Source organism: Geodermatophilus sp. SYSU D01045, assembly GCF_054050295.1.
On record NZ_JBJGZB010000015.1, the window covers coordinates 123,160 to 142,386 of the forward strand.

The following is a 19,227-nucleotide window of genomic DNA, read 5'->3' on the forward strand; positions in this document are numbered from 1 at the left end:
CGCCTTCGTAGCGCTAACGGCTCTCGTCGGGGTCCGGGTAGCGGGCGCCGGCGGCGACCTCCGTGCCCTCGGGGACGGACACCGCACGGCCGACCAGCGTGACGTCGCCGTCGCCGCCGATCGTGGCGCCGCGGCCGACGTCCACCCCGTCGTCGACCACCGCGCGGGTCACCGTCGCACCGGAGCGCACCCGCACGCCGGGCAGCAGCACCGAGTCGACGACGGTCGCACCGGCCTCCACCACCACGCCCGGGGACAGCACCGAGCCGCGGACGTTCCCGGAGACCCGGGTGCCGCCGGACAGCAGGCTGTTCTCGATCTGGCCGTCGTCGAGCACCCGCGCCGCGCTGTGCCGGCCGCCGCGGGTGTGGATCGGCCAGCCGGGGGCGTCGAGGTCGATCGGCGGCTCCTCCGACAGGAACTCCTGGTGCGCCTCCCAGTACGCCGGGACCGTGCCGACGTCCCGCCAGTAGCCCTTGAGCGGGTACGCCCGCGCGCCGCCGTCGCGGGTCTGCGCCGGGAGCAGGTGGGTGCCCAGGTCCTCCAGCCCCTCCTCGCCCACCTCCGACCGCAGCTGCTCCAGCCGGTCCAGCGTCGGCCCCGGGTCGAAGACGAACACCTCGTTGGTGGCGGTGGTCGTGGCCGGCTCGTCGGGCTTGTAGGCGTAGCCGGTCACCCGGTCGCCGTCGACCTCGACGATGCCGTAGCGCGAGGCGTCGTCGGCGGCGACCTCGGTGGTCACCATCGTCACCTCCGCGCCCGCCTGCAGGTGCGCCTCGGCGACCTCGCGGTAGTCGAGCTCGTAGACGGCGTCCGCGCTGACCACGACCAGCGCCTCCGGTCCGAACTGGCGGATGAGCTCGGCCTGCCGCCACAGCGAGTTGGCCGTCCCGGTGTTCCACCCGCCGCGCTCGGTGCCCTGGAACGGCGGGAGGGTCATCAGCCCGCCGGTGGTGCGGTCGAGGTCCCAGGGCCGGCCGTTGGCCAGGTGGTCGGCCAGCGACGCCGGGTGCTGCTGGATCGACACCCACACGTCGGGGATCCCCGAGTGCTGGCAGTTGCTCAGCGGGAAGTCGATCAACCGGTAGACCCCGGCGAACGGCACGGCGGGCTTGGCGCGGTGCTCGGTGAGCAGCTGCAGGCGCCCACCGGCACCACCGGCGAGGACGAGGACGAGCAGGCGGGGAAGGGCCATGCCGTCCGGCTACCCGCCGATGCGCCCGCGCTACCCCCGCGGACCGGCCCCGTAGCCTCCTCGGCGATGTACGAGTACGAGAAGGACGGCGCCGAGATCTACCGGCAGTCGTTCGCGACCATCCGCGCCGAGGCGGACCTGGCCGGGCTGCCCGAGGACCTCGCGCGGGTCGTCGTCCGGATGATCCACGCCTGCGGCCAGGTCGACCTGGTCGGCGACGTCGCCGCGAGCCCCGACGTCGTCCGGCTCGCCCGCGAGGCCCTCGACGCCGGCGCGCCCGTCCTGTGCGACGCGCAGATGGTCGCCTCCGGCGTCACCCGCCGGCGGCTGCCGAAGGACAACGACGTCGTCTGCGCCCTGGGCGACCCGCGCGTGCCGGCGCTGGCCGCCGCGCTCGGCACCACCCGCACCGCCGCCGCGCTGGAGCTGTGGGGCGACCGGCTCGACGGCGCGGTCGTCGCCGTGGGCAACGCGCCCACCGCGCTGTTCCACCTGCTGGAGATGGTCGCCGCGGGCGCGCCGCGCCCGGCCGCCGTCGTCGGCATCCCGGTCGGCTTCATCGGCGCGGCCGAGTCCAAGGAGGCCCTGGCCGCCTCCGACCTGCCGTTCCTCGTGGTCCGCGGCCGGCGGGGCGGCAGCGCCATGACCGCGGCCGCGGTGAACGCGATCGCGAGCGACGTCGAGTGAGCGCCGGGATGTCGGAGACGGCCGTTCCTGCCGCCGGGAGCGCCGGGTGACCGGGCGCCTGTACGGCGTCGGGCTGGGGCCCGGCGACCCCGAGCTGGTCACCGTCAAGGCCGCCCGGCTGATCGCCGCCGCCGACGTCGTCGCCTTCCACGCCGCGCGGCACGGCCGCTCGGTCGCCCGCGCGCTGGCCGCGCCCTACCTGCGCGAGGGGCAGGTCGAGGAGCTGCTGGTCTACCCGGTCACCACCGAGGGCACCGACCACCCCGGCGGCTACCAGGGCGCGATCGACGAGTTCTACGAGGCCGCCGCCGCCCGGCTGGCCGCGCACCTGGACGCCGGCCGCGACGTCGTCGTGCTCGCCGAGGGGGACCCGTTCTTCTACGGGTCCTATATGCACATGCACAAGCGGCTCGCGCACCGGTACCCGACCGAGGTGGTGCCCGGCGTGACCAGCGTCAGCGGCGCCGCGGCGGTCGTCGGGCGGCCGCTGGTGGAGCGGGACGAGGTGCTCACCGTGCTGCCCGGCACGCTGCCCGCCGACGAGCTCGCCGAGTGGCTGGCCACCACCGACTCCGCCGCGGTGGTGAAGCTCGGCCGCACGTTCCCGCAGGTCCGCGAGGCGTTCGAGGCCGCCGGCGTGCTCGACCGCGCGCTCTACGTCGAGCGGGCCACCACCGACCGCCAGCGCACGCTGCCGCTGGCCGACGTCGACCCCGCGACCGTCCCCTACTTCTCCCTGGCGCTGCTGCCCTCGCCGCTCACCGGGCCGGGGAACGCGCCGGAGCGTCCGGACGACGCGCCGCGCACCGGCGAGGTCGTCGTCATCGGCCTCGGCCCCGGCGCCCGCGGCTGGACCACCCCCGAGGTCGCCGACGCGCTCGCCGCCGCGGACGACCTGGTCGGCTACGGCCCCTACCTGGACCGGGTGCCGGCCAACCCGCGGCAGACCCGCCACCCCAGTGACAACCGGGTGGAGGCCGAGCGGGCCGCGCACGCGCTGGAGCTGGCCCGGTCCGGACGGCGGGTCGCGGTGGTCTCCAGCGGCGACCCGGGCGTGTTCGCCATGGCCGCGGCGGTGCTCGAGGTGGCCGCACAGCCGGAGCACGCCGGCGTCCGCGTGCGGGTGCTGCCCGGGCTGACCGCCGCGCAGGCGGTGGCGTCGCGGGTCGGCGCACCGCTCGGCCACGACTTCGCCGTCATCAGCCTCTCCGACGTGCTCAAGCCGCTCGACGTCGTCCTGGACCGGTTGCGCTCCGCGGCGGCCGCCGACCTGGTGCTCGCGCTGTACAACCCGCGGTCGCGGGCGCGCCCGCACCAGCTGGCCAAGGCGCTCGACGCCCTGCGCGAGGTGCGCGAGCCGGAGACGGTGGTCGTCGTCGGCCGGGACGTCGGCGGGCCGGAGGAGGAGGTCCGGGTGACGACGCTGCGCGACCTCGACCCGGAGACGGTCGACATGCGCTGCCTGCTGCTGGTCGGGTCCTCGCAGACGCGGGTGACGCCGGCCGGGCAGGTCTACACGCCGCGCCGCTACCCGTCCTGACGGGAATGCCGGCCGGGTCGGTGGCCTTGGCAACTGTCGTGCCCCGCCTCCCCCGCCCGGTCGCGTTCTGGTCGGTGGCCGGACTCCTCGTGCTGGTGCTGGCCGCCTCCGGCGTCCCGTCCCCGCTGTACCGCGTCTACCAGGAGCAGTTCGGCTTCGGCGCCGGCGTCCTGACGCTGGTGTTCGGCATCTACGCCTTCGCGCTGCTCGCCGCGCTGCTGGTGGTCGGCAGCCTGTCCGACCACGTCGGCCGGCGGCCGGTGCTCGTCGCCGGGCTGCTGCTGCAGGCGGTCGCGATGGCGGTCTTCCTCGCCGCCGACGGCGTGGGCTGGCTGCTGGCCGCGCGCACGCTGCAGGGGCTGTCGACCGGCGCGCTGACCGGGTCGCTCGGCGCGGCGCTGCTCGACCTGCAGCGCCCCTCGGCGCGCCCGCTGGGCGCGCTGCTCAACAGCGTGTCGCCGGGCCTGGGGCTCTCCCTGGGCGCGGTGGGCGCGGGCCTGGCGATCGAGGGCGTCGCGGAGCCCACGCCGTGGGTGTTCGGGGTGCTGACCGTGGCCTTCGTTCTGGGCGCCGGACTGGCGCTGCTGCTGCCGGAGACCTCCCCGCGGGTGCCCGGGGCGCTGGCCTCGCTGCGCCCACGGGTCGAGGTGCCGCGGCCGCAGCGGCGTGCCTTCGCCGTCGGGGTCCCGTGTCTGGTCGCACTCTGGGCGATGGGCGGGCTGGTGCTGTCCCTGGGGCCGTCGCTGACCGCCGGCGTCTTCGGCGTGCAGGACCACCTCGTCGGCAGCCTGCTCATCCTCTGCATGCAGGGCGCGGCCGCCCTCGGCGGCCTGCTGGCCCGTGACCTGCCGCCCCGCCGGGCGATGGGCGGGGGCTGCGTCGTCTTCGCGGTCGCCGTCGCGGGCCTGCTGGTCGCGCTGGCCACCGGGACGCTGTGGCTGTTCTTCGCGACCTCCGGGCTGGCCGGCCTGGGCTTCGGGGCCGCCTTCCTCGGCACGGTGGCCACGGTGACGGCGGGCGTCGCGCCCGGCCACCGCGCGGGCCTGCTGTCGAGCGTCTTCGTCGTCGGCTACCTGGCCTTCAGCATCCCGGCGATCGCCGCGGGCATCGCCTCGGGCGCGGTCGGGCTGCGGCTGACCGCGGAGGTCTACGGCGCCGTGGTGATCCTGCTCGCGTTGGGCGCGGCGGCGGGCCTGCGGCTGTCGCACCGGAGCGCTCCCGCCACCGTGCCCGCCGACGAGCCGTCGGAGCCGCTCGCCGCCTGAGGCCCCAGGCCGGCTGCCCCTCCGGTGTCCCCGGGGATCAGCACCGCCTTCGCGCCCTGCGGTCGGGTTCTCAGGCCGCTGACCTGCGGGAACTGTCGTACCCCGGCCGTAGGTTCGGGGTGTGCAGGAGGTCGACGACCATGTCTCGCCGGTGGAGCGGACGCTCGCCGGCTGGCTGCTCGAGCGGCCGGTCACGATCCCCCGGCTGCCGGTCTCCCTCCTCTCGCGGGAGCAGAAGGCGGCCGAGCTGCAGCGGGTCCAGTTGCGCAAGGCGACGGACGCCGCCTACGAGGCCGAACTGGTCCTCGGCCTGGCCGACGACTCCCCCGCCGATCTCGATCCGGCGCCGGGCACCCCCGGGGCGAGGCGGGGGTCGTGGGCGCCGGACACCGAGCTGCCCGGGGTGTCGGAGTTCTTCACCGCCGAACTCGCGGTGGTGCTCGACGTCGGCCGCGGTACCGCCGCCCACCTGGCGCACCGGGCGTGGACCTACCGGGAGAAGCTGCCCGCCACCTGGGCCGCACTGGCCACCGGCACCCTGGACGAAGCCCGCGCCAAGGCCCTGGTCGACGTCCTCGAACACACCAGCGCAGTCACCGCCCGCAGCATCGAGGCGGCGCTGCTGCCGGAGGCCACGTCGCTGACGGTGCGCAAGCTCAAGCACCGCGCCCTGGCGCTGCTGCAGGAGGCCGACGCCAACGCCATCGACCAGCGCCGGGAGACCGCGCAGCGGCACGCCGACGTGCGGCTCCACGACTGCCCGTTCGACGGCACGGCCACCCTCGCCGCCGACCTCCCCGCCGACGTCGCCGCCGCCTGCCACGCCGTCGTCGACGCACTCGCCCGGATGCGCAAGGCCGACGGCGATCCCCGCCCCATCGGGCAGCTGCGCACCCTGGTGTACGCCGACCTGCTGCAGCGGCCGTGGGAGATCGGCCGCCCGCCGGTCACCGCGCACCTGCAGGTCATCGCCCCCCTCAGCGCCCTCGCCGGCCGCAGCACCGAGGCCGGCCAGGTCAACGGGTTTCCGATCACCGCCGCCCACCTGCGCGAACTGCTGCAGCAACTGGACGGGCTCGGCATCCGGGCTCCCGAAGGCGGCTCGGTCACCCTGGCCCTGGTCGAGGACGACGGCACGCTGCGGGCCACCACCACCCTCGACCAGTTCCGCCGCCTCGCCCGGCGAGGTTGCCCCGACCACCCCGCCGAGGCCGACCACCTCGCCGACGCGGCCGCCCTAGCTGACGAAGGCCGCGCCGAGGACTGCGAGTGCGCGGTCCTGGACCGGCCCGAACCGACCGACGCCTACGCGCCGTCTGCGGCGCAGCAGCGGTTCGTGAACACCCGCGACCGCACCTGCCGCTTCCCCACCTGCGGCCAGCGCGTCGGGTGGGCCGACGCCGACCACGTCATCCCCCACGCCTGCGGCGGCCAGACCGACTGCGGGAACCTGTGCTGCCTGTGCCGCTCCCACCACCGGCTCAAGACCTTCGCCCGCGGCTGGCGCTTCCAGATGAGCGCCGACGGCACGCTGACCGTCACCACGCCCTCCGGGATCACCCGCACCACGTGGCTGCCGGGCATGAGGCCACCTCCGGCGACACCGGAGCCACGACCGTCAGCCGAACCGGACACCTCGACTGACCCGGACGACGACCCGCCACCGTTCTGACGGTGATCGTCCCGACGTCGGCTCGTCACACCTACGGCGAGCCGACGTCCGGCACCGCCGCACCACAGCCCGTCCCCTGTTGCCCTGAGGGTTCCGACCACCACGGCCGCGTCATGAGGACGCGAATCAGCAGCGTGTTCATCCACCACCGCGTGGACGGGGGTGCTGCAGTCCCGAAGCAGAACCCCATGGGGTGAGGCGCAGAGCTCCGACGCAGTGAGTTGCATAGCAGCAAGTTATCTTTCGGCTACGTTCAGTAGCGCGCCCGCGGAGTCCTCACCATCTCGCGTAGTCGGTTCGAGGATCGCCTGCGCATGCAGCTGGTGAACCCGTTGATCCCCGGTCGCGTCTGTAACACCAGGAGAGTGCATTGAGCCGCATCAGATCCACCGTTCTCCTCCCTGTCGCCGCGGGCCTGCTCCTCACTGCGTGCAGCTCCCCGCAGCAGGAGCCCGCCTCGGAGTCCGTGACAGGTGGAGCGGCCCAGCAGACCACCGCCCCGTCGTCCGCGCCGGTCGTGCAGCCGGACGCCCTGCTGGTGCTCCAGGGCGGGCTGGCTGCGGAGGGGTTCTGCGAGGAGCCGTTCGACGAGGCCTTGGCCACCACGAAGGGCGGCGACGATCTCACGTACATCCACAGCTACGAGCAGGTCCTGATGCCCGCGCACACGGATCTCCTGTGGTGCGCCGACGAGTTCGGCGACGATCACTGGGACACCCTGGTGCTCGAGTTCGAGGACCGGGCCCAGTTCGAGGCTGCCGCGCCGGTCGTGGACGACTACTTCGGGATCTACGGTCACGCTTACGGCAGCGCCGCGGACGCGGAGCAGCAGTGGCTGATGTTCACCTCTCGGCAGGATCGCGTCGCCCCGCTGATGCGGGTGGCTGCACAGGCCGGCGGAGTGTGGATCAACTCCCGGGACCCGCTCTGTGCGAACCCGCTGACCGGTGGCGCCGAGTGCGAGGCACGAATCGACCCGAACGGCTGATCCTCGGACTCCCGGCCCGGCCCGCACCCGCGGGCCGGGCCGTCGCCACGTCCGGGCCTGATGGCGCCCGGCTCCGACGGGCAGGTGTCTCGAGACAGGCCGCTTCCGACAACCGACGGCCGTGACACCCGACGGCCGTGACAGGCGACGGCCGTGACAGGCGACGTCGCCACGTCGGACCGCTCGGCGACGACGCGGAGCACGCGCCCGCCACGTCAGGATCGTGCGCGACCCACCGCGGCGCAGAACCGGTCGTGGTCGGCGCGCGCCTCCGACAGCGGCGCCAGCACCTCCTCGTCGGCCACCTCCGCCACCCGGGCGGTGAGCCGGCGCCGCGCCGTCCGCGCCTTGCGCCGGGCGCCCGCGGCCACCAGCGGCCGGCACAGCAGCGCCAGCAGCAGCCCGGCGAGCAGGCCGCCGGCCAGCAGCAGCGTGGGCAGCGGGATGCCCTGGACCCGCGGCAGCGGGAGGACGTCGTCGAGCTGCAGCAGCCCGAGCCCGGCCAGCGCGAGCAGCCAGAGCGCGCCGACCAGCGCGGTCAGCGCCAGGAGCCACTGCAGGCCCCCGACCGCGCGCTGCCACAGCGGCGTCCGGTCGCGGCCGAGGTCGGTGCCGGCGACGGCGCGGTCGAGCCGGTCGGGCAGCCGATCCTCGGTGTCCTCCGACGTGCGGCGCAGCTCGTCGCGCCAGGCCGGCGGCAGCCCGCGGCCGGCGTCGTCGCGGGCCCGGCGCAGCGCGGCGTCCATCCCGGCCCGCTGCACCGCCCCGGCCGGCGGCAGCGAGGTCCGGGAGCGCTCGTCGCCCAGGTTGAGCCGGCCCAGCGGGTCGGCTCGCAGCTTCGACGTCCACCGCAGCACCGGCCAGCCGGTGTGCGCCACGCCGCTGCGGACCGCCGAGCGCTCGACCGCGCCGACCACGGCCGGCACCCCCGCGGCGTCGGCGAGCGCCCCGGCGAGCTCCTCCCGCGCCGCCCGGTCCGGCCCGCGGTCGCGGCCGGCGTCGGGAGCGCAGTGGGCGGCCAGGGCCGCGGCGGCGCCCCGGGCGTCCGCGGTCAGCCGGTCGGTGGCGGCCTTCCGCGCGCCCACCCGGCGGCCCAGCTCGGCGCGCAGCTGCGGCAGGCCCAGGCCGCTGGACGCCGCGGTCGGCAGCACCGGCACCCCGGACAGGCCCTCCTCGTCGAGCAGCCGGCGCAGGTCGGCCAGGCACGCGGCGACCGCCGCCTCGTCGAGCCGGTCGACCTGGTTGAGCACCACCAGCAGCACGCCCGAGTGCCCGGCCAGCGGCGCGAGGTAGCGGGAGTGGACGGCGTCGTCGGCGTACTTCTGCGGGTCCAGCACCCAGACCAGGACGTCGACCAGCTGCACCAGCCGGTCGACCTCCAGCCGGTTCTCCAGCCGCACGCTGTCGTGGTCGGGCAGGTCCAGCAGCACCAGGCCGTCGAGCGCGGGGTCGGGGTCGGCGACCCGGTGCCGCCGCGGCACCTCCAGCCAGTCGAGCAGCCGGTCGGCGCCGTGCGCTCCGGCGGAGGGGTCGCCCCACACGCTCGCGTGCGCGACACCGGTGGTCGGCCGCCGCACGCCGGGCGTGCTCACCTCCGCCCCCGACAGCGCGTTGAACAGCGTGGACTTGCCGCTGCCGGTGGCCCCCGCCAGCGCGACGACGGTCGCGTCGCCCAGCGCCTCCCGGGCCCCGGCCTTGGCCAACAGCGACCGCGCGGTGCCCACCTCGGGCACCTCCAGCCGCCCGTCGGCGACCTCGACCGCCTCGCGCAGCGCGGCCAGCCGGTCGGCCAGCGACAGCCCGCGGCCCCTCACGCGGCGGCCCCCCGGGCCGCCGCCAGCGTGGCGACGGCGGAGCGCAGCCCCTCCGCCGCGGCGGGGGCGTCCGCGGCGACGGCGAGCAGCTCGTCGAAGCGGTCCTGCTCGGCGGCCAGCAGCCGGTCGGCGCGGGCGTCGAGGTCGGCGCGGGCCCGGGCGGCCAGCGAGCGCACCGCGGCGTCACCGAACACCGCCTCGAGCACCCGCTGCCCGAGCGCCGTCGTCCCGCCGGCGACGGCGAGCTCGGCACCCGACAGGCCCGCGGTGGACGCGAAGACGGCCACCATCACCACCGCGCCGGCCCCGTTGACGCCCCACGACAGCAGTCGCGCCTGCGAGCGCTTGCCCGCGCCCTCCTCGCGCACCAGGTCGAGCACGTGGCCCTGCCAGTCGCGCACCTCGTCGGCGGCCGCGGGCGCGAAGTCCGGCGACACCGACCCGAGGTCCTCCTCGCGCCCGGCGACCAGAGCCGGACCGCCGGGCAGGGCGCGCCACGCCGTCACCGTGCGGTCGGCGGCGCGGCCGGCCTCGGCGTGCAGCAGCGTCTCCACCCCCGACTCCAGCGCGCCGTGCAGCGAGTCCGCCGACGTCGGGCGGCCGGTGAGCGCGGCGCCCAGCCGGTCGCGCAGCCGGCCCACCCGGTTCTGCAGCGAGCGCATCCACTCGCCGGTGCCCACGAAGTCCTGCCAGCGGGCCAGCACCTCGCCGCGCAGCAGGCTGCCGTTGCCCACGCCCTCGCCGACCGCGTCCCGCGCCGCGTCGTAGGCGGCGTCGGCGGCGTTCCCGAGGGCGGTCGCCGCCGCGGCCTGCTCGTCCACCCCGTCCGCGACCGCGGCCACCCGCCCGTCCAGGCTCTCCAGCGCCCCGGCCAGCGTCTGCCGGACGACGGCGGCGCGCTGCTCCTGGTCGGCGGCCAGCCCGCGCAGCCAGTCGCGCAGCGGCGCCACCTGCTCCTCGGGCAGGAAGCCGTCGCGCAGCGGCCGCTCCTCGACCACGAACAGCCGCGCCGACGCCAGCCCGCCGCGCTGCAGCATCCCGGCGAGGTCGGCGGCCACCTCGGTCACCGCCTCGGGCGGCACCCGGTCCAGCACGACGGCCAGCGCGGTGCCCCGCTCCTGCGCCGTGCGCAGCAGGTCCCACGGGACGGCGTCGGCGTAGCGGGCCGCCGTCGTCACGAAGACCCACAGGTCCGCCGCCGACAGCAGCTGTCCGGCGAGGTCGCGGTTGGCCTCGACCACCGAGTCGACGTCGGGGGCGTCGACGAGCGCGAGCCCGGCCGGCAGCGCCCCGCTGGGCACCAGCCGCAGGCCGCCGGTGACGTCGCCCTCGCCGGTCGTGCGCGGCAGCCCGGGCAGCACGCGGTCGCCGGAGAACGCCGGCAGGTCGGCCGGCGAGCAGACGAGCACGGGGGCGCGGGTGGTCGGCCGGAGCACCCCGGGCGTGGTCACCCGCGCCCCCAGCACGCTGTTGACCAGCGTGGACTTGCCCGCGCCGGTCGAGCCGCCGACGACGGCGAGCAGCGGGGCGTCGAGGTCGCGCAGGCGGGGCAGCAGGTAGTCGTCGACCTGGTCGACCACCGCCCGGGCGGTCCGCGCGGTCGCGTCCCGCGCGGGGGTGGCCAGGCCGAGCGGCGCCGCGGCGACGGCGTCGCGCAGCTCCTGCAGCGCATCGGTCAGCGGAACGGGCCCGGTCACATGGGGTAACTAGCCAGGACGGCGGTCCGCTACCCGTCGAGCGCCGCGAGCGCGGCCGGCACCTCCCCCGGCGTCGCGACGACGACCGCCGCGCCGGCCCCCTCCAGCTCGCCCGGGCCGCCCGGTCCCCAGCCCGCGCCCACGCACGCCAGCCCGTGCGCCGCCGCGCCGAGCACGTCCTGCGCGCGGTCGCCGACGAGCGCGGCCGGCCGGTGGGCGGGGTGCGCGGCGAGCGCGGCGGCCACGACCTGGTCCTTGTGCCGCACCGCGCCGTCGAGGGTGGCGCCGTGCACGCTGCTGAACGCGGCCCGCAGGCCGGTGGCCTCGAGCACCCGGACGGCGAACACCTCGGGCTTGCTGGTCGCCACGGCCAGCGTCGTCCCGCCGTCGCGGAGGGTGGCCAGCAGCCCGGGGATGCCCTCGTACACGGCGACGTCGAGCAGCGCGCCGGCCGCGTAGTGCGCCCGGTAGGCGGCCACCGCCCGGCCGACGTCGGCCGGCGGGACCCCGAGCACCGTGGCGAAGCCGTCCTGCAGCGGCGGGCCGACCATGTCGCGCAGCTGCGCGGGCGTCGGCTCGGGCAGGCCGAGCTCGGCCGCGGCGACCCGCACCGAGGCGGCGATGCCCGGCGTCGAGTCGACCAGCGTGCCGTCGAGGTCGAACAGGACGAGCGGGGTCACCGCGCCAGTCTGATCGCGCTGGTGTCCACCCCTCCGAACGGCTCCACCACGACGTCCTCGACGTCCTCGGAGTACAGCGTCTGCGTCACGTCGACGAACAGCGGGACGACCGGCATGGCCTCCAGCACGACGTCCTCCGCCCGGTCGTAGGCGGCGAGCGCCTCCTCCTCGGTGGGGGCGGCGTTGGCCTCGGCGAGCAGCGCGTCGAAGGCCGGGTCGGCGTAGAACGCCAGGTTCGCCCCGGCCGGCGGGTGCGCCCGGGACGCGAACAGCGGCTCGAGGAAGCTCCGCGGGCTCGGGTAGTCCGCGGCCCAGCCGTGGCGGAAGGGGCCGGTCATCCCCCGCTCGGCGACCAGACCGAGGTACTCCGCGGGGGCGAGCGTCCCGTGCAGGAGGAACTCGACCCCGAGGTGGCTGCGCAGCTGGTTGCCCACGGCCTCGATCCAGGCGTCGTTGCCCGCGCCCGCGTTGAACCACAGCTCCACCGGCCGCCCGCGGTCGAAGCCCGCCTCGTCCAGCAGCGCGTTCGCGCGGTCGACGTCCAGGACGCAGTACCCGCAGGCGCCGTCCCGGTGCCCGGGCACCCCCGGTGCGACCAGCGCGTCCGCCGGGCGCCGGGTGCCCGCGAACAGCGCCTCGGCGATGGCCGCGCGGTCGATCGCCAGCGACAGCGCCCGGCGGACCCGGGGGTCGGCCCAGCGCTCGTCGTACAGCGGCAGCGCCAGGTGGGTGAGGCCCGCGGTCGGGGTGCCGACGACGCGGACGCCGTCGTCGCTCCGCACCCGGGCGGCCACGTCGGGCGAGGCGCCCGGCAGGACGTCGAGGTCCCCCGCCAGCGGCTCGGTGTACCCGGTGTCCTCGCCGACGTGGACCCGGTACTCGACCGCCTCGGCCGCGGCCGGGCGCGGGCCCGCGTAGTCCTCGTACCGCCGCAGCGTGATGCCCCGGCCGGGGACGAACTCCCCCTCCGCCCGGAACGGCCCGTTGCCGACCGGCCGGCGGCCGAAGCCGGCCGGGTCCTCGAACCAGGCCTCCGGGAGCGGGAACAGCACCCGCTGCCCGAGGGTGACGGGGAAGGAGGCGAAGGGCGCGGTCAGCGTCACGGTGAACGTCCGGTCGTCGACGACGCGCAGCCCGCTCATCTCCCGCGCGGCCGGTTCCCCGCCGTCGGTGCCCTGCAGGTCCGTGTAGCCGACGACGTCGGCCAGGGCGTAGGACCCGCCCATCGCGTTCGGCGCCCAGGCGGTGGCGTTCCAGGCGTCGACGAACGACGACGCGGTGACCGGCGAGCCGTCGTGGAAGGTCCAGCCGTCGTGCAGCCGGATCGTCCAGGTGGTGTCGTCCGCGGACTCGACCGACTCGGCGACGCCGGTCCACCGGATCCCGCCGTCCGGGCCGTACTCGACCAGCCCCGTCCACAGCGACTCGAGGACCTGCCCGCCGGACTCCTCGGTGGTCGCCCCGGGCACCAACGGGGCGACCGGCTCACCGATCGAGATCGTCACCGTCCCGGCCGCCGGGCCGTCCGGCGGCGACCCGTCGCAGGCCGTTCCGCTCAGGAGGGCGGCGACGGCGAGCGCCACGAGGCCGGGAGGGCGTCCGGGCGGCACGGGGCGGCGTCCTCCCCTCACGAGCGGTCAGGGCAGGCAGTGTCCTCCCGCTGCCGGGACCGGCGGGGTCACCGCAGCACGGCGTCGAGGAACTCCTCCACGCGCCCCCGCAGCTCGGCGGCCCGCTCCTCGCCCACCTCCACCGGGTCGCGGTCGCGCAGCCACGGCGGGATCTCGGCGCGCGCGCGGGCGGCGCAGCCGAGGTCGGCGCAGACGTAGGTGCCGACCGTGTTGCCGTTGCGGCCGGCCTCCCCGGCGCGGCGCGCGGTGAACAGCGAGACGGCGTCGCCGGAGTGCGTCGACCGGCACAGCAGGCACATGACGGTGCGGCGCACCGACATCCGGGTGTCGGCCGCCCGCAGCGCGATCCCGACCGGCTCCCCCTCCCGCTGGACGACGAGGTAGCCGCGCAGCGGCGCCTTCGGGTCGCGCCAGCCGAGCACCTCGAGCTCGTCCCACGGCAGGTCGGCGAGGTCGCGCGGCAGCGTGGCGGAGTTCGCCTCGCCCTTCGAGCAGTTGACGAAGGAGCGCCGCACCTGCTGCTCGGTCATCGGTTCCACGAGGGGCCATCCTGCGTTCCGGCACCGTCGCGTCTCAACGGGTTATCCAGGCCACCGCCTCGTCCACCGTGCGCACCACGTCGACGCCCGCCGGCAGCGGCGGCCTGCGGACCAGCACCACGGGCAGCCGGAGCTGCCGGGCGGCGACCAGCTTGGCCTCGGTCATGTGCCCGCCGGAGTCCTTGGTCACGACGACGTCGACGCCGTGCTCCCGCAGCAGCGCGACCTCCTCCTCGACCGTGAACGGTCCCCGCGCGAGCAGCAGCACCGCGCCCGCGGGCAGCGGCTCGTCCGGCGGGTCGACCGAGCGCACCAGCACCCGCCCGGGCAGCGCCGCGAACGCGCCGACGCCCTGCCGGCCGGTGGTGAGGAAGACCGTGCCGGCGTCCCGGACCGCCGCGGCCGCCTCGGCCAGCGAGTCCACGTACGTCCACCGGTCCCCCGGCCCCGGCGTCCAGCCCGGCCGCTGCAGCCGCAGCAGCGGCACGCCCTGCCGCCGCGCCGCGGCCGCCGCGTTCGCGGTGATCCGGGCGGCGAACGGGTGGGTCGCGTCGACGACGGCCCGCGGCCGGTGGGTGGCCAGCCAGCCGGCCAGCCCGTCGGCGCCGCCGAACCCGCCGACCCGCACGCCGCCCTCGGGCAGCACCGGGTCGGTCACCCGCCCGGCGAGGCTGGAGAGCACGTCCACCCCGCGGGCGACCAGCGCCGCGGCCAGCCGCCGCGCCTCCCCGGTGCCGCCGAGGACCAGCACCTGCCCGCTCACGGTGCCCGCCCGGGGATCATGGGCCGGTGAGCAGGGACGGCGCCTCCGGGCTGCGGCACGGCTGGACCACCGGCGCGTGCGCGACGGCGGCCACCACCGCGGCCTACACGGCGCTGCTCACCGGCGAGTTCCCCGACCCGGTGACCATCGACCTGCCCAACGACCGGCACCCGTCGTTCGCGCTGGCCCGCGAGTCGCTGGAGCCCGAGGCGGCCAGCGCCGCGATCGTGAAGGACGCCGGCGACGACCCCGACGTCACCCACGGCGCGCTGGTCGGCGTGCGGGTGACGCACGGCGAGCCGGGCAGCGGCGTCGTCTTCCGCGCCGGCGAGGGCGTGGGCACCGTGACCAAGCCGGGCTTGCCGCTGGCGGTCGGCGAGCCGGCGATCAACCCGATGCCGCGGCAGTTCATCCGCGAGCACGTCGCGGCGGTGGCGGCACGGCACGGCGGCAGCGGCGACGTCGTCGTCGAGGTGTCCATCGAGAACGGCGCGGAGCTCGCGCGGAGGACGTGGAACCCGCGGTTGGGCATCCTCGGCGGGCTGTCGGTGCTCGGCACGACCGGCGTCGTCGTCCCGTACTCGTGCTCGTCGTGGATCGACTCGATCCGCCGCGGCATCGACGTCGCCCGCGCGGCCGGGCACACCCACGTGGCCGGGTGCACCGGGTCGACCAGCGAGAAGACGGTCCAGGAGCTCCACGGCCTGCCCGAGGACGCCCTGCTCGACATGGGCGACTTCGCCGGCGCGGTGCTCAAGTACCTGCGCCGCCACCCGGTGCCGCGGCTGACCGTGGCCGGCGGCATCGGCAAGCTGGCCAAGCTCGCCGACGGTCACCTCGACCTGCACTCGGGCCGCTCCCAGGTGTCCTTCGACTCCCTCGCCGCCCGGGTGGCGTCCGCGGGGGGCTCCCCGGCGCTCGTCGAGGGCGTGCGCGGCGCCAACACCGCGCTCGACGCGCTGCGGCAGTGCCAGGCGGCCGGGCTCCCGCTGGGCGACCTGGTGGCCGCCGGCGCCCGGGAGACCGCGCTCGGCGTGCTGCGGGGAGCCCCGGTCGAGGTCGACGTCGTGGTGATCGACCGGGCGGGGGCGATCGTCGGGCGCACCTAGGAGCGACATCTCGTCGTCGAGTAGAGGTGGCTGTCGGGGAACTGCTCCGCGGTGAGCACCGGGCCCACGACGACGACCGCCGTCCGCTTCACGCCCGCGGCCTCGACCTGCCCGGCGATGTCGGCGAGCGTGCCGCGCAGCACCAGCTCGTCGTCGCGGCTGGCCCGGGCGACGACGGCGACCGGGCCGTCGGGGCCGTAGTGCTCGGCCAGCTGCGGCGCGAGCTCGGCCATCCGCTGCACGGCCAGGTGCAGCACGAGCGTGGCGCCGGTGGCGGCGTAGGCGGCGAGCTCCTCCCCCGGCGGCATCGGCGTGGACCGGGCGCTGGTGCGGGTCAGCACGACGGTCTGCCCGACGCCGGGCACGGTCAGCTCCCGCTTGAGCGCGGCCGCCGCGGCGGCGAAGGCGGGCACCCCCGGGACGACGTCGTAGGGCACCCCCGCGGCGTCGAGCCGGCGCATCTGCTCGGCCACGGCGCTGTAGACCGACGGGTCACCGGAGTGCAGCCGGGCGACGTCGTGGCCGGCCTCGTGGGCGGCGACCAGCTCGGCGGTGATCCGGTCGAGGTCGAGGTCGGCGGTGTCGACCAGCCGGGCGCCGGGCGGGGCGGTGTCGAGCAGCTCGCGGGGCACCAGCGCGCCGGCGTACAGGCAGACCGGGGCGCTGGCGATGATCCGCGCCGCCCGGAGGGTGACGAGGTCCGCGGCCCCGGGCCCGGCCCCGATGAAGTGCACCGTCACGGGAGGTCCTTCGTAGCGCTAATGGCTGCTCACCACCGGGTCACCGACCAGATCGTCACGGGCATCGCGGGCTTCCAGCCGGTGAACGACCCGACCGGCTCGGCGCGCTGCACCTCCACCCGCACCAGCTCCCCGCCGACCCGCGCGTGCCACTGGGCGAGCACCGCCTCGCTCTCCACCGTGACCGCGTTGGCCACCAGGCGGCCGCCGACCGGCAGCGCGTCCCAGCAGGTCTCCACCAGCAGCGGCGTGGTGAGGCCGCCGCCGATGAACACCGCGTCGGGGGCGCCCAGCCGGGAGAGGACGTCCGGCGCGTGCCCGTGCACCACCCGGAGGTACGGGACGCCGAGGCGGCCGGCGTTGCGGGCGATCCGCTCGGCCCGCTCGGCCGAGGCCTCCACCGCGACGGCGCGGCAGGTCGGGTGGGCGCGCATCCACTCGATGCCGATCGACCCGGCGCCGGCCCCGACGTCCCACAGCAGCTGACCGGGGACGGCGGCCAGCCGGGCGAGGGTGACCGCCCGGACCTCGGACCTGGTCAGCTGCCCGTCGGACTCGTAGGCGCCGTCGGGCAGGCCGGGGGTGGTCGGCAGCGGCGCGGTGCCGCGGTCGGCCCGGCACTCGACGGCGGTGACGACCAGCGCCGGCGCCGGCTGCGACCAGGTGGCCGCGGTACCCGTGCGCACCTCCTCGTCCGGGCCGCCCAGCCCGCCGAGCACGGTGACCAGGCTCTGCCCGTAGCCGCGATCGGACAGCAGCCGCGCCACCTGCGCCGGCGTCTCGCCGTCGGACCCGAGCACCAGCAGCCGCCGGCCGGGCTGCACGTGCGGGTGCAGCAGCTCGATCGGCCGGCCGACCAGCGTGACCACCTCGGTGTCCTCGACCGCCCAGCCCAGCCGGGCGCAGGCCAGCGACACCGACGACGGCGCCGGCAGCACCCGCACCCGCCCGGCGCCCAGCAGGCGGGTCAGCGTGGTGCCGATGCCCGACAGCATCGGGTCACCGCTGGCCAGGACCACCAGTGCGCGGCCGGCATGCGCCTCGACCAGCCCGGGCAGCGCCTCGGTGAGCGGCGAGGGCCAGGGCACCCGTTGGGCGGCCACCTCCGGCGGGACCAGGTCGAGCTGGCGGGAGCTGCCGAGCAGCACCTCGGCCCGCTCGACCTCCGCCCGCGAGGTCGGGGCCAGCCCGTCCCAGCCGTCCGCGCCGATCCCCACGACGACGATCGGGGTCGTCCCGGCCTCCTCCACCGCCTCCGCGACCCCGCTCACGCCGGCAGCTCGCCCTCGGGGCCGGCGGCCTCGGCGAGCAGCCGCTCGCGCAGCTCCTCGGGCAGCCGGTCCACGTAGACGACGCCGTCGAGGTGGTCCACCTCGTGCTGCAGGCAGCGCGCGGCCATGCCGGTGGCCTCGATGGAGACCGGCGCCCCCTTCACGTCGACGCCGTCCACCCGGGCGCGGAAGGCGCGGGCGAGCTCGGCGTAGGGGCCGGGCACCGACAGGCAGCCCTCCTCGGTGACCTCCTCGGCCGGCTCGTCGCCGACCGGCTCGAGCAGCGTGAGCCGCGGGTTCACCGCGTAGCCGACGACGTCCTCCCCGTCGGCGTCGGGGCAGTCGATGACGAACACCCGCGCGTCGACGCCGATCTGGTTGGCCGCCAGCCCCACCCCGTCGGCCTCGCGCATCGAGGCGAACATGTCGAGGACCAGCCGGCGCAGCCGCTCGTCGAACTCGGTGACCGGGGCGGTCGGGCGGTGCAGCACCTCGTTGCTGCCGTAGGTGACGATCGGCCGGGCGACGCCGTCGTAACGGCCGGGCAGGCGCATGGCCGCGATCCTAGGAAGCGCCCTCGGCAGGATGGGCGCCGTGCTCCACCGCCGAGGCCGCAGCCGCCGAGACCTCCCCACCGCCGTCGGCCTGGCGCTCGGCGCGGCCGCCGACCTGCTGCTGGCCGATCCCGCGCGACGTCACCCGGTGGCCGGGTTCGGCACGGTCGCCGCGGCGCTGGAGCGGCGGGCCTGGCGGGACTCCCGCGCGGCGGGTGCGGGGTACGCGGCGGTCCTCGTCGCGGGCGCGGCGGGGCTGGGGGCGGCCGTCGACCACGCCACCCGCGGCCGGCCGGCGGTGCGCACGGCCGCCGTCGCCGCCGCCACGTGGGCGGTGCTGGGCGGCACCTCGCTGGGCCGGGCGGCGACGGCGATGGCCGGCGCGCTGGAGGCGGGCGACCTGCCCGCGGCCCGGGCGCTGCTGCCCACGCTCGCCGGGCGGGACCCCTCGGCCCTCGACGAGGCGGAGCTGGCCCGGGCCACGGTCGAGTCGGTCGCGGAGAACACCTCCGACGCCGCCGTCGCGCCGCTGGTGTGGGGCGCGCTGGCCGGGCTGCCCGGGCTGCTCGGCTACCGCGCGGTCAACACCCTCGACGCGATGGTCGGCCACCGCTCCCCGCGGTACGCCCGGTTCGGCTGGGCCGCCGCCCGCGCCGACGACGCCGCCAACTGGCTGCCCGCCCGGCTCACCGCGGCGCTGACCGTGGCCTGCGCCCGGTCGGCCGGCGGGTCGGCGCGCGGGGCGCTGCGGGTGTGGCGCCGCGACGGCGCCGCCCACCCGAGCCCCAACGCCGGCCGCTGCGAGGCCGCGGCGGCCGGCGCCCTGGGACTGCGGCTGGGCGGGCGCAACGTCTACGGCAGCCGGGTGGAGGACCGGCCGGTGCTCGGCGACGGGACGGCGCCGGCCGGCAGGGACGTCACCCGGGCGGTGCGCCTGTCGCGCGCGGTGTGGCTGGCCGCCGCGGCCCTCGCGGCGCTGAGCAGGACGGCCCGCGGCCGCTGAGGGGCCCGGGTCCGCGGCCCGCGCCCGTGGAGCGCACCGCGCGGCGCCGACGGCACGGGGAAGCCGGACGGGTCCACCC

General features: G+C 77.0%; 17 protein-coding genes. 7 read left to right on the forward strand and 10 right to left on the reverse strand.

The genetic code is table 11. The features are described 5' to 3' along the window. Positions 1–13 precede the first annotated feature (13 nt). Positions 14–1,195 (reverse strand): glucose-1-phosphate adenylyltransferase family protein, encoded by a 1,182-nt coding sequence (locus ACI798_RS14385; protein ID WP_456942132.1) that lies wholly within the window; start codon positions 1,193–1,195, stop codon positions 14–16. A gap of 66 nt (positions 1,196–1,261) precedes the next feature. On the opposite strand from ACI798_RS14385, the gene ACI798_RS14390 reads away from it, so the two are divergent. The 5 genes from ACI798_RS14390 (at position 1,262) to ACI798_RS14410 (ending at position 7,347) form a co-directional block, all read left to right on the forward strand. After that, positions 1,262–1,882 (forward strand): precorrin-8X methylmutase, encoded by a 621-nt coding sequence (locus ACI798_RS14390; RefSeq protein WP_456942133.1) that lies wholly within the window; start codon positions 1,262–1,264, stop codon positions 1,880–1,882. Positions 1,883–1,928: 46 nt separating this feature from the next. Continuing rightward, positions 1,929–3,422: a precorrin-2 C(20)-methyltransferase gene (locus ACI798_RS14395; RefSeq protein WP_457048220.1), complete on the forward strand. Its 1,494-nt coding sequence runs from the start codon at positions 1,929–1,931 to the stop codon at positions 3,420–3,422. A gap of 38 nt (positions 3,423–3,460) precedes the next feature. Then, positions 3,461–4,687 (forward strand): MFS transporter, encoded by a 1,227-nt coding sequence (locus tag ACI798_RS14400; RefSeq protein ID WP_457048221.1) that lies wholly within the window; start codon positions 3,461–3,463, stop codon positions 4,685–4,687. Between the two features lie 121 nt (positions 4,688–4,808). Beyond that, entirely contained in the window at positions 4,809–6,359 is a 1,551-nt protein-coding gene (locus tag ACI798_RS14405) for a DUF222 domain-containing protein (RefSeq protein ID WP_457048222.1), read from the forward strand. A 370-nt stretch (positions 6,360–6,729) separates the two neighbouring features. Then, positions 6,730–7,347 (forward strand): hypothetical protein, encoded by a 618-nt coding sequence (locus tag ACI798_RS14410; protein WP_457048223.1) that lies wholly within the window; start codon positions 6,730–6,732, stop codon positions 7,345–7,347. 215 nt (positions 7,348–7,562) lie between these two features. On the opposite strand, the gene ACI798_RS14415 is transcribed toward ACI798_RS14410, so the two are convergent. From ACI798_RS14415 to ACI798_RS14440, 6 genes are all read right to left on the reverse strand, one after another. After that, the gene (locus tag ACI798_RS14415; RefSeq protein ID WP_456942136.1) at positions 7,563–9,161 is read right to left on the reverse strand and encodes a GTPase; all 1,599 of its coding nucleotides are present in this window, start codon (positions 9,159–9,161) and stop codon (positions 7,563–7,565) included. Beyond that, entirely contained in the window at positions 9,158–10,858 is a 1,701-nt protein-coding gene (locus ACI798_RS14420) for an ABC transporter (RefSeq protein WP_457048224.1), read from the reverse strand. Before ACI798_RS14420 ends, ACI798_RS14415 begins: the two co-directional genes overlap by 4 nt. A 29-nt stretch (positions 10,859–10,887) precedes the next feature. Further along, positions 10,888–11,538 carry an HAD hydrolase-like protein gene (locus ACI798_RS14425; protein ID WP_456942138.1) on the reverse strand — a complete coding sequence of 217 codons (651 nt, stop codon included), beginning with the start codon at positions 11,536–11,538 and terminating at the stop codon, positions 10,888–10,890. Then, complete coding sequence (locus ACI798_RS14430; protein ID WP_457048225.1) at positions 11,535–13,148, reverse strand: peptide ABC transporter substrate-binding protein; 1,614 nt, start codon at positions 13,146–13,148, stop codon at positions 11,535–11,537. Before ACI798_RS14430 ends, ACI798_RS14425 begins: the two co-directional genes overlap by 4 nt. Before the next feature lie 68 nt (positions 13,149–13,216). Then, positions 13,217–13,699 (reverse strand): FBP domain-containing protein, encoded by a 483-nt coding sequence (locus tag ACI798_RS14435; RefSeq protein ID WP_457048237.1) that lies wholly within the window; start codon positions 13,697–13,699, stop codon positions 13,217–13,219. Positions 13,700–13,742: 43 nt separating this feature from the next. Next, positions 13,743–14,471, reverse strand: a complete 729-nt coding sequence (locus ACI798_RS14440; RefSeq protein ID WP_456942140.1) for a cobalt-precorrin-6A reductase — start codon at positions 14,469–14,471, stop codon at positions 13,743–13,745. 26 nt (positions 14,472–14,497) lie between these two features. On the opposite strand from ACI798_RS14440, the gene ACI798_RS14445 reads away from it, so the two are divergent. Beyond that, positions 14,498–15,580 (forward strand): cobalt-precorrin-5B (C(1))-methyltransferase, encoded by a 1,083-nt coding sequence (locus tag ACI798_RS14445; RefSeq protein WP_456942141.1) that lies wholly within the window; start codon positions 14,498–14,500, stop codon positions 15,578–15,580. Here ACI798_RS14445 and cobM read toward each other — a convergent pair. The 3 genes from cobM to def are packed head-to-tail and all read right to left on the reverse strand — an operon-like array spanning position 15,577 to position 18,145. Beyond that, a complete protein-coding gene (gene cobM, locus ACI798_RS14450; protein ID WP_456942142.1) occupies positions 15,577–16,320 on the reverse strand; it encodes a precorrin-4 C(11)-methyltransferase in 744 nt (247 codons plus the stop codon). The two genes, ACI798_RS14445 and cobM, sit on opposite strands and share 4 nt — an antisense overlap. A gap of 29 nt (positions 16,321–16,349) precedes the next feature. Beyond that, positions 16,350–17,591, reverse strand: a complete 1,242-nt coding sequence (gene cbiE / locus ACI798_RS14455; RefSeq protein ID WP_456942143.1) for a precorrin-6y C5,15-methyltransferase (decarboxylating) subunit CbiE — start codon at positions 17,589–17,591, stop codon at positions 16,350–16,352. Then, positions 17,588–18,145, reverse strand: a complete 558-nt coding sequence (def, locus tag ACI798_RS14460; protein WP_456942144.1) for a peptide deformylase — start codon at positions 18,143–18,145, stop codon at positions 17,588–17,590. The genes cbiE and def overlap by 4 nt, the downstream gene beginning before the upstream one ends. A 40-nt stretch (positions 18,146–18,185) precedes the next feature. Here def and ACI798_RS14465 point away from each other — a divergent pair, with 40 nt between their 5' ends. After that, positions 18,186–19,148, forward strand: coding sequence for a cobalamin biosynthesis protein (locus tag ACI798_RS14465; RefSeq protein ID WP_457048226.1), 963 nt, complete (start codon positions 18,186–18,188; stop codon positions 19,146–19,148). Positions 19,149–19,227 lie beyond the last annotated feature (79 nt).

What these genes read in the sequence shown, in the direction of transcription:
- ACI798_RS14385 (WP_456942132.1), bottom strand. Translation starts at nt 1,195, where the DNA reads ATGGCCCTTCCCCGCCTGCTCGTCCTCGTCCTCGCCGGTGGTGCCGGT.
- ACI798_RS14390 (WP_456942133.1), top strand. Translation starts at nt 1,262, where the DNA reads ATGTACGAGTACGAGAAGGACGGCGCCGAGATCTACCGGCAGTCGTTC.
- ACI798_RS14435 (WP_457048237.1), bottom strand. Translation starts at nt 13,699, where the DNA reads ATGACCGAGCAGCAGGTGCGGCGCTCCTTCGTCAACTGCTCGAAGGGC.
- def (WP_456942144.1), bottom strand. Translation starts at nt 18,145, where the DNA reads ATGCGCCTGCCCGGCCGTTACGACGGCGTCGCCCGGCCGATCGTCACC.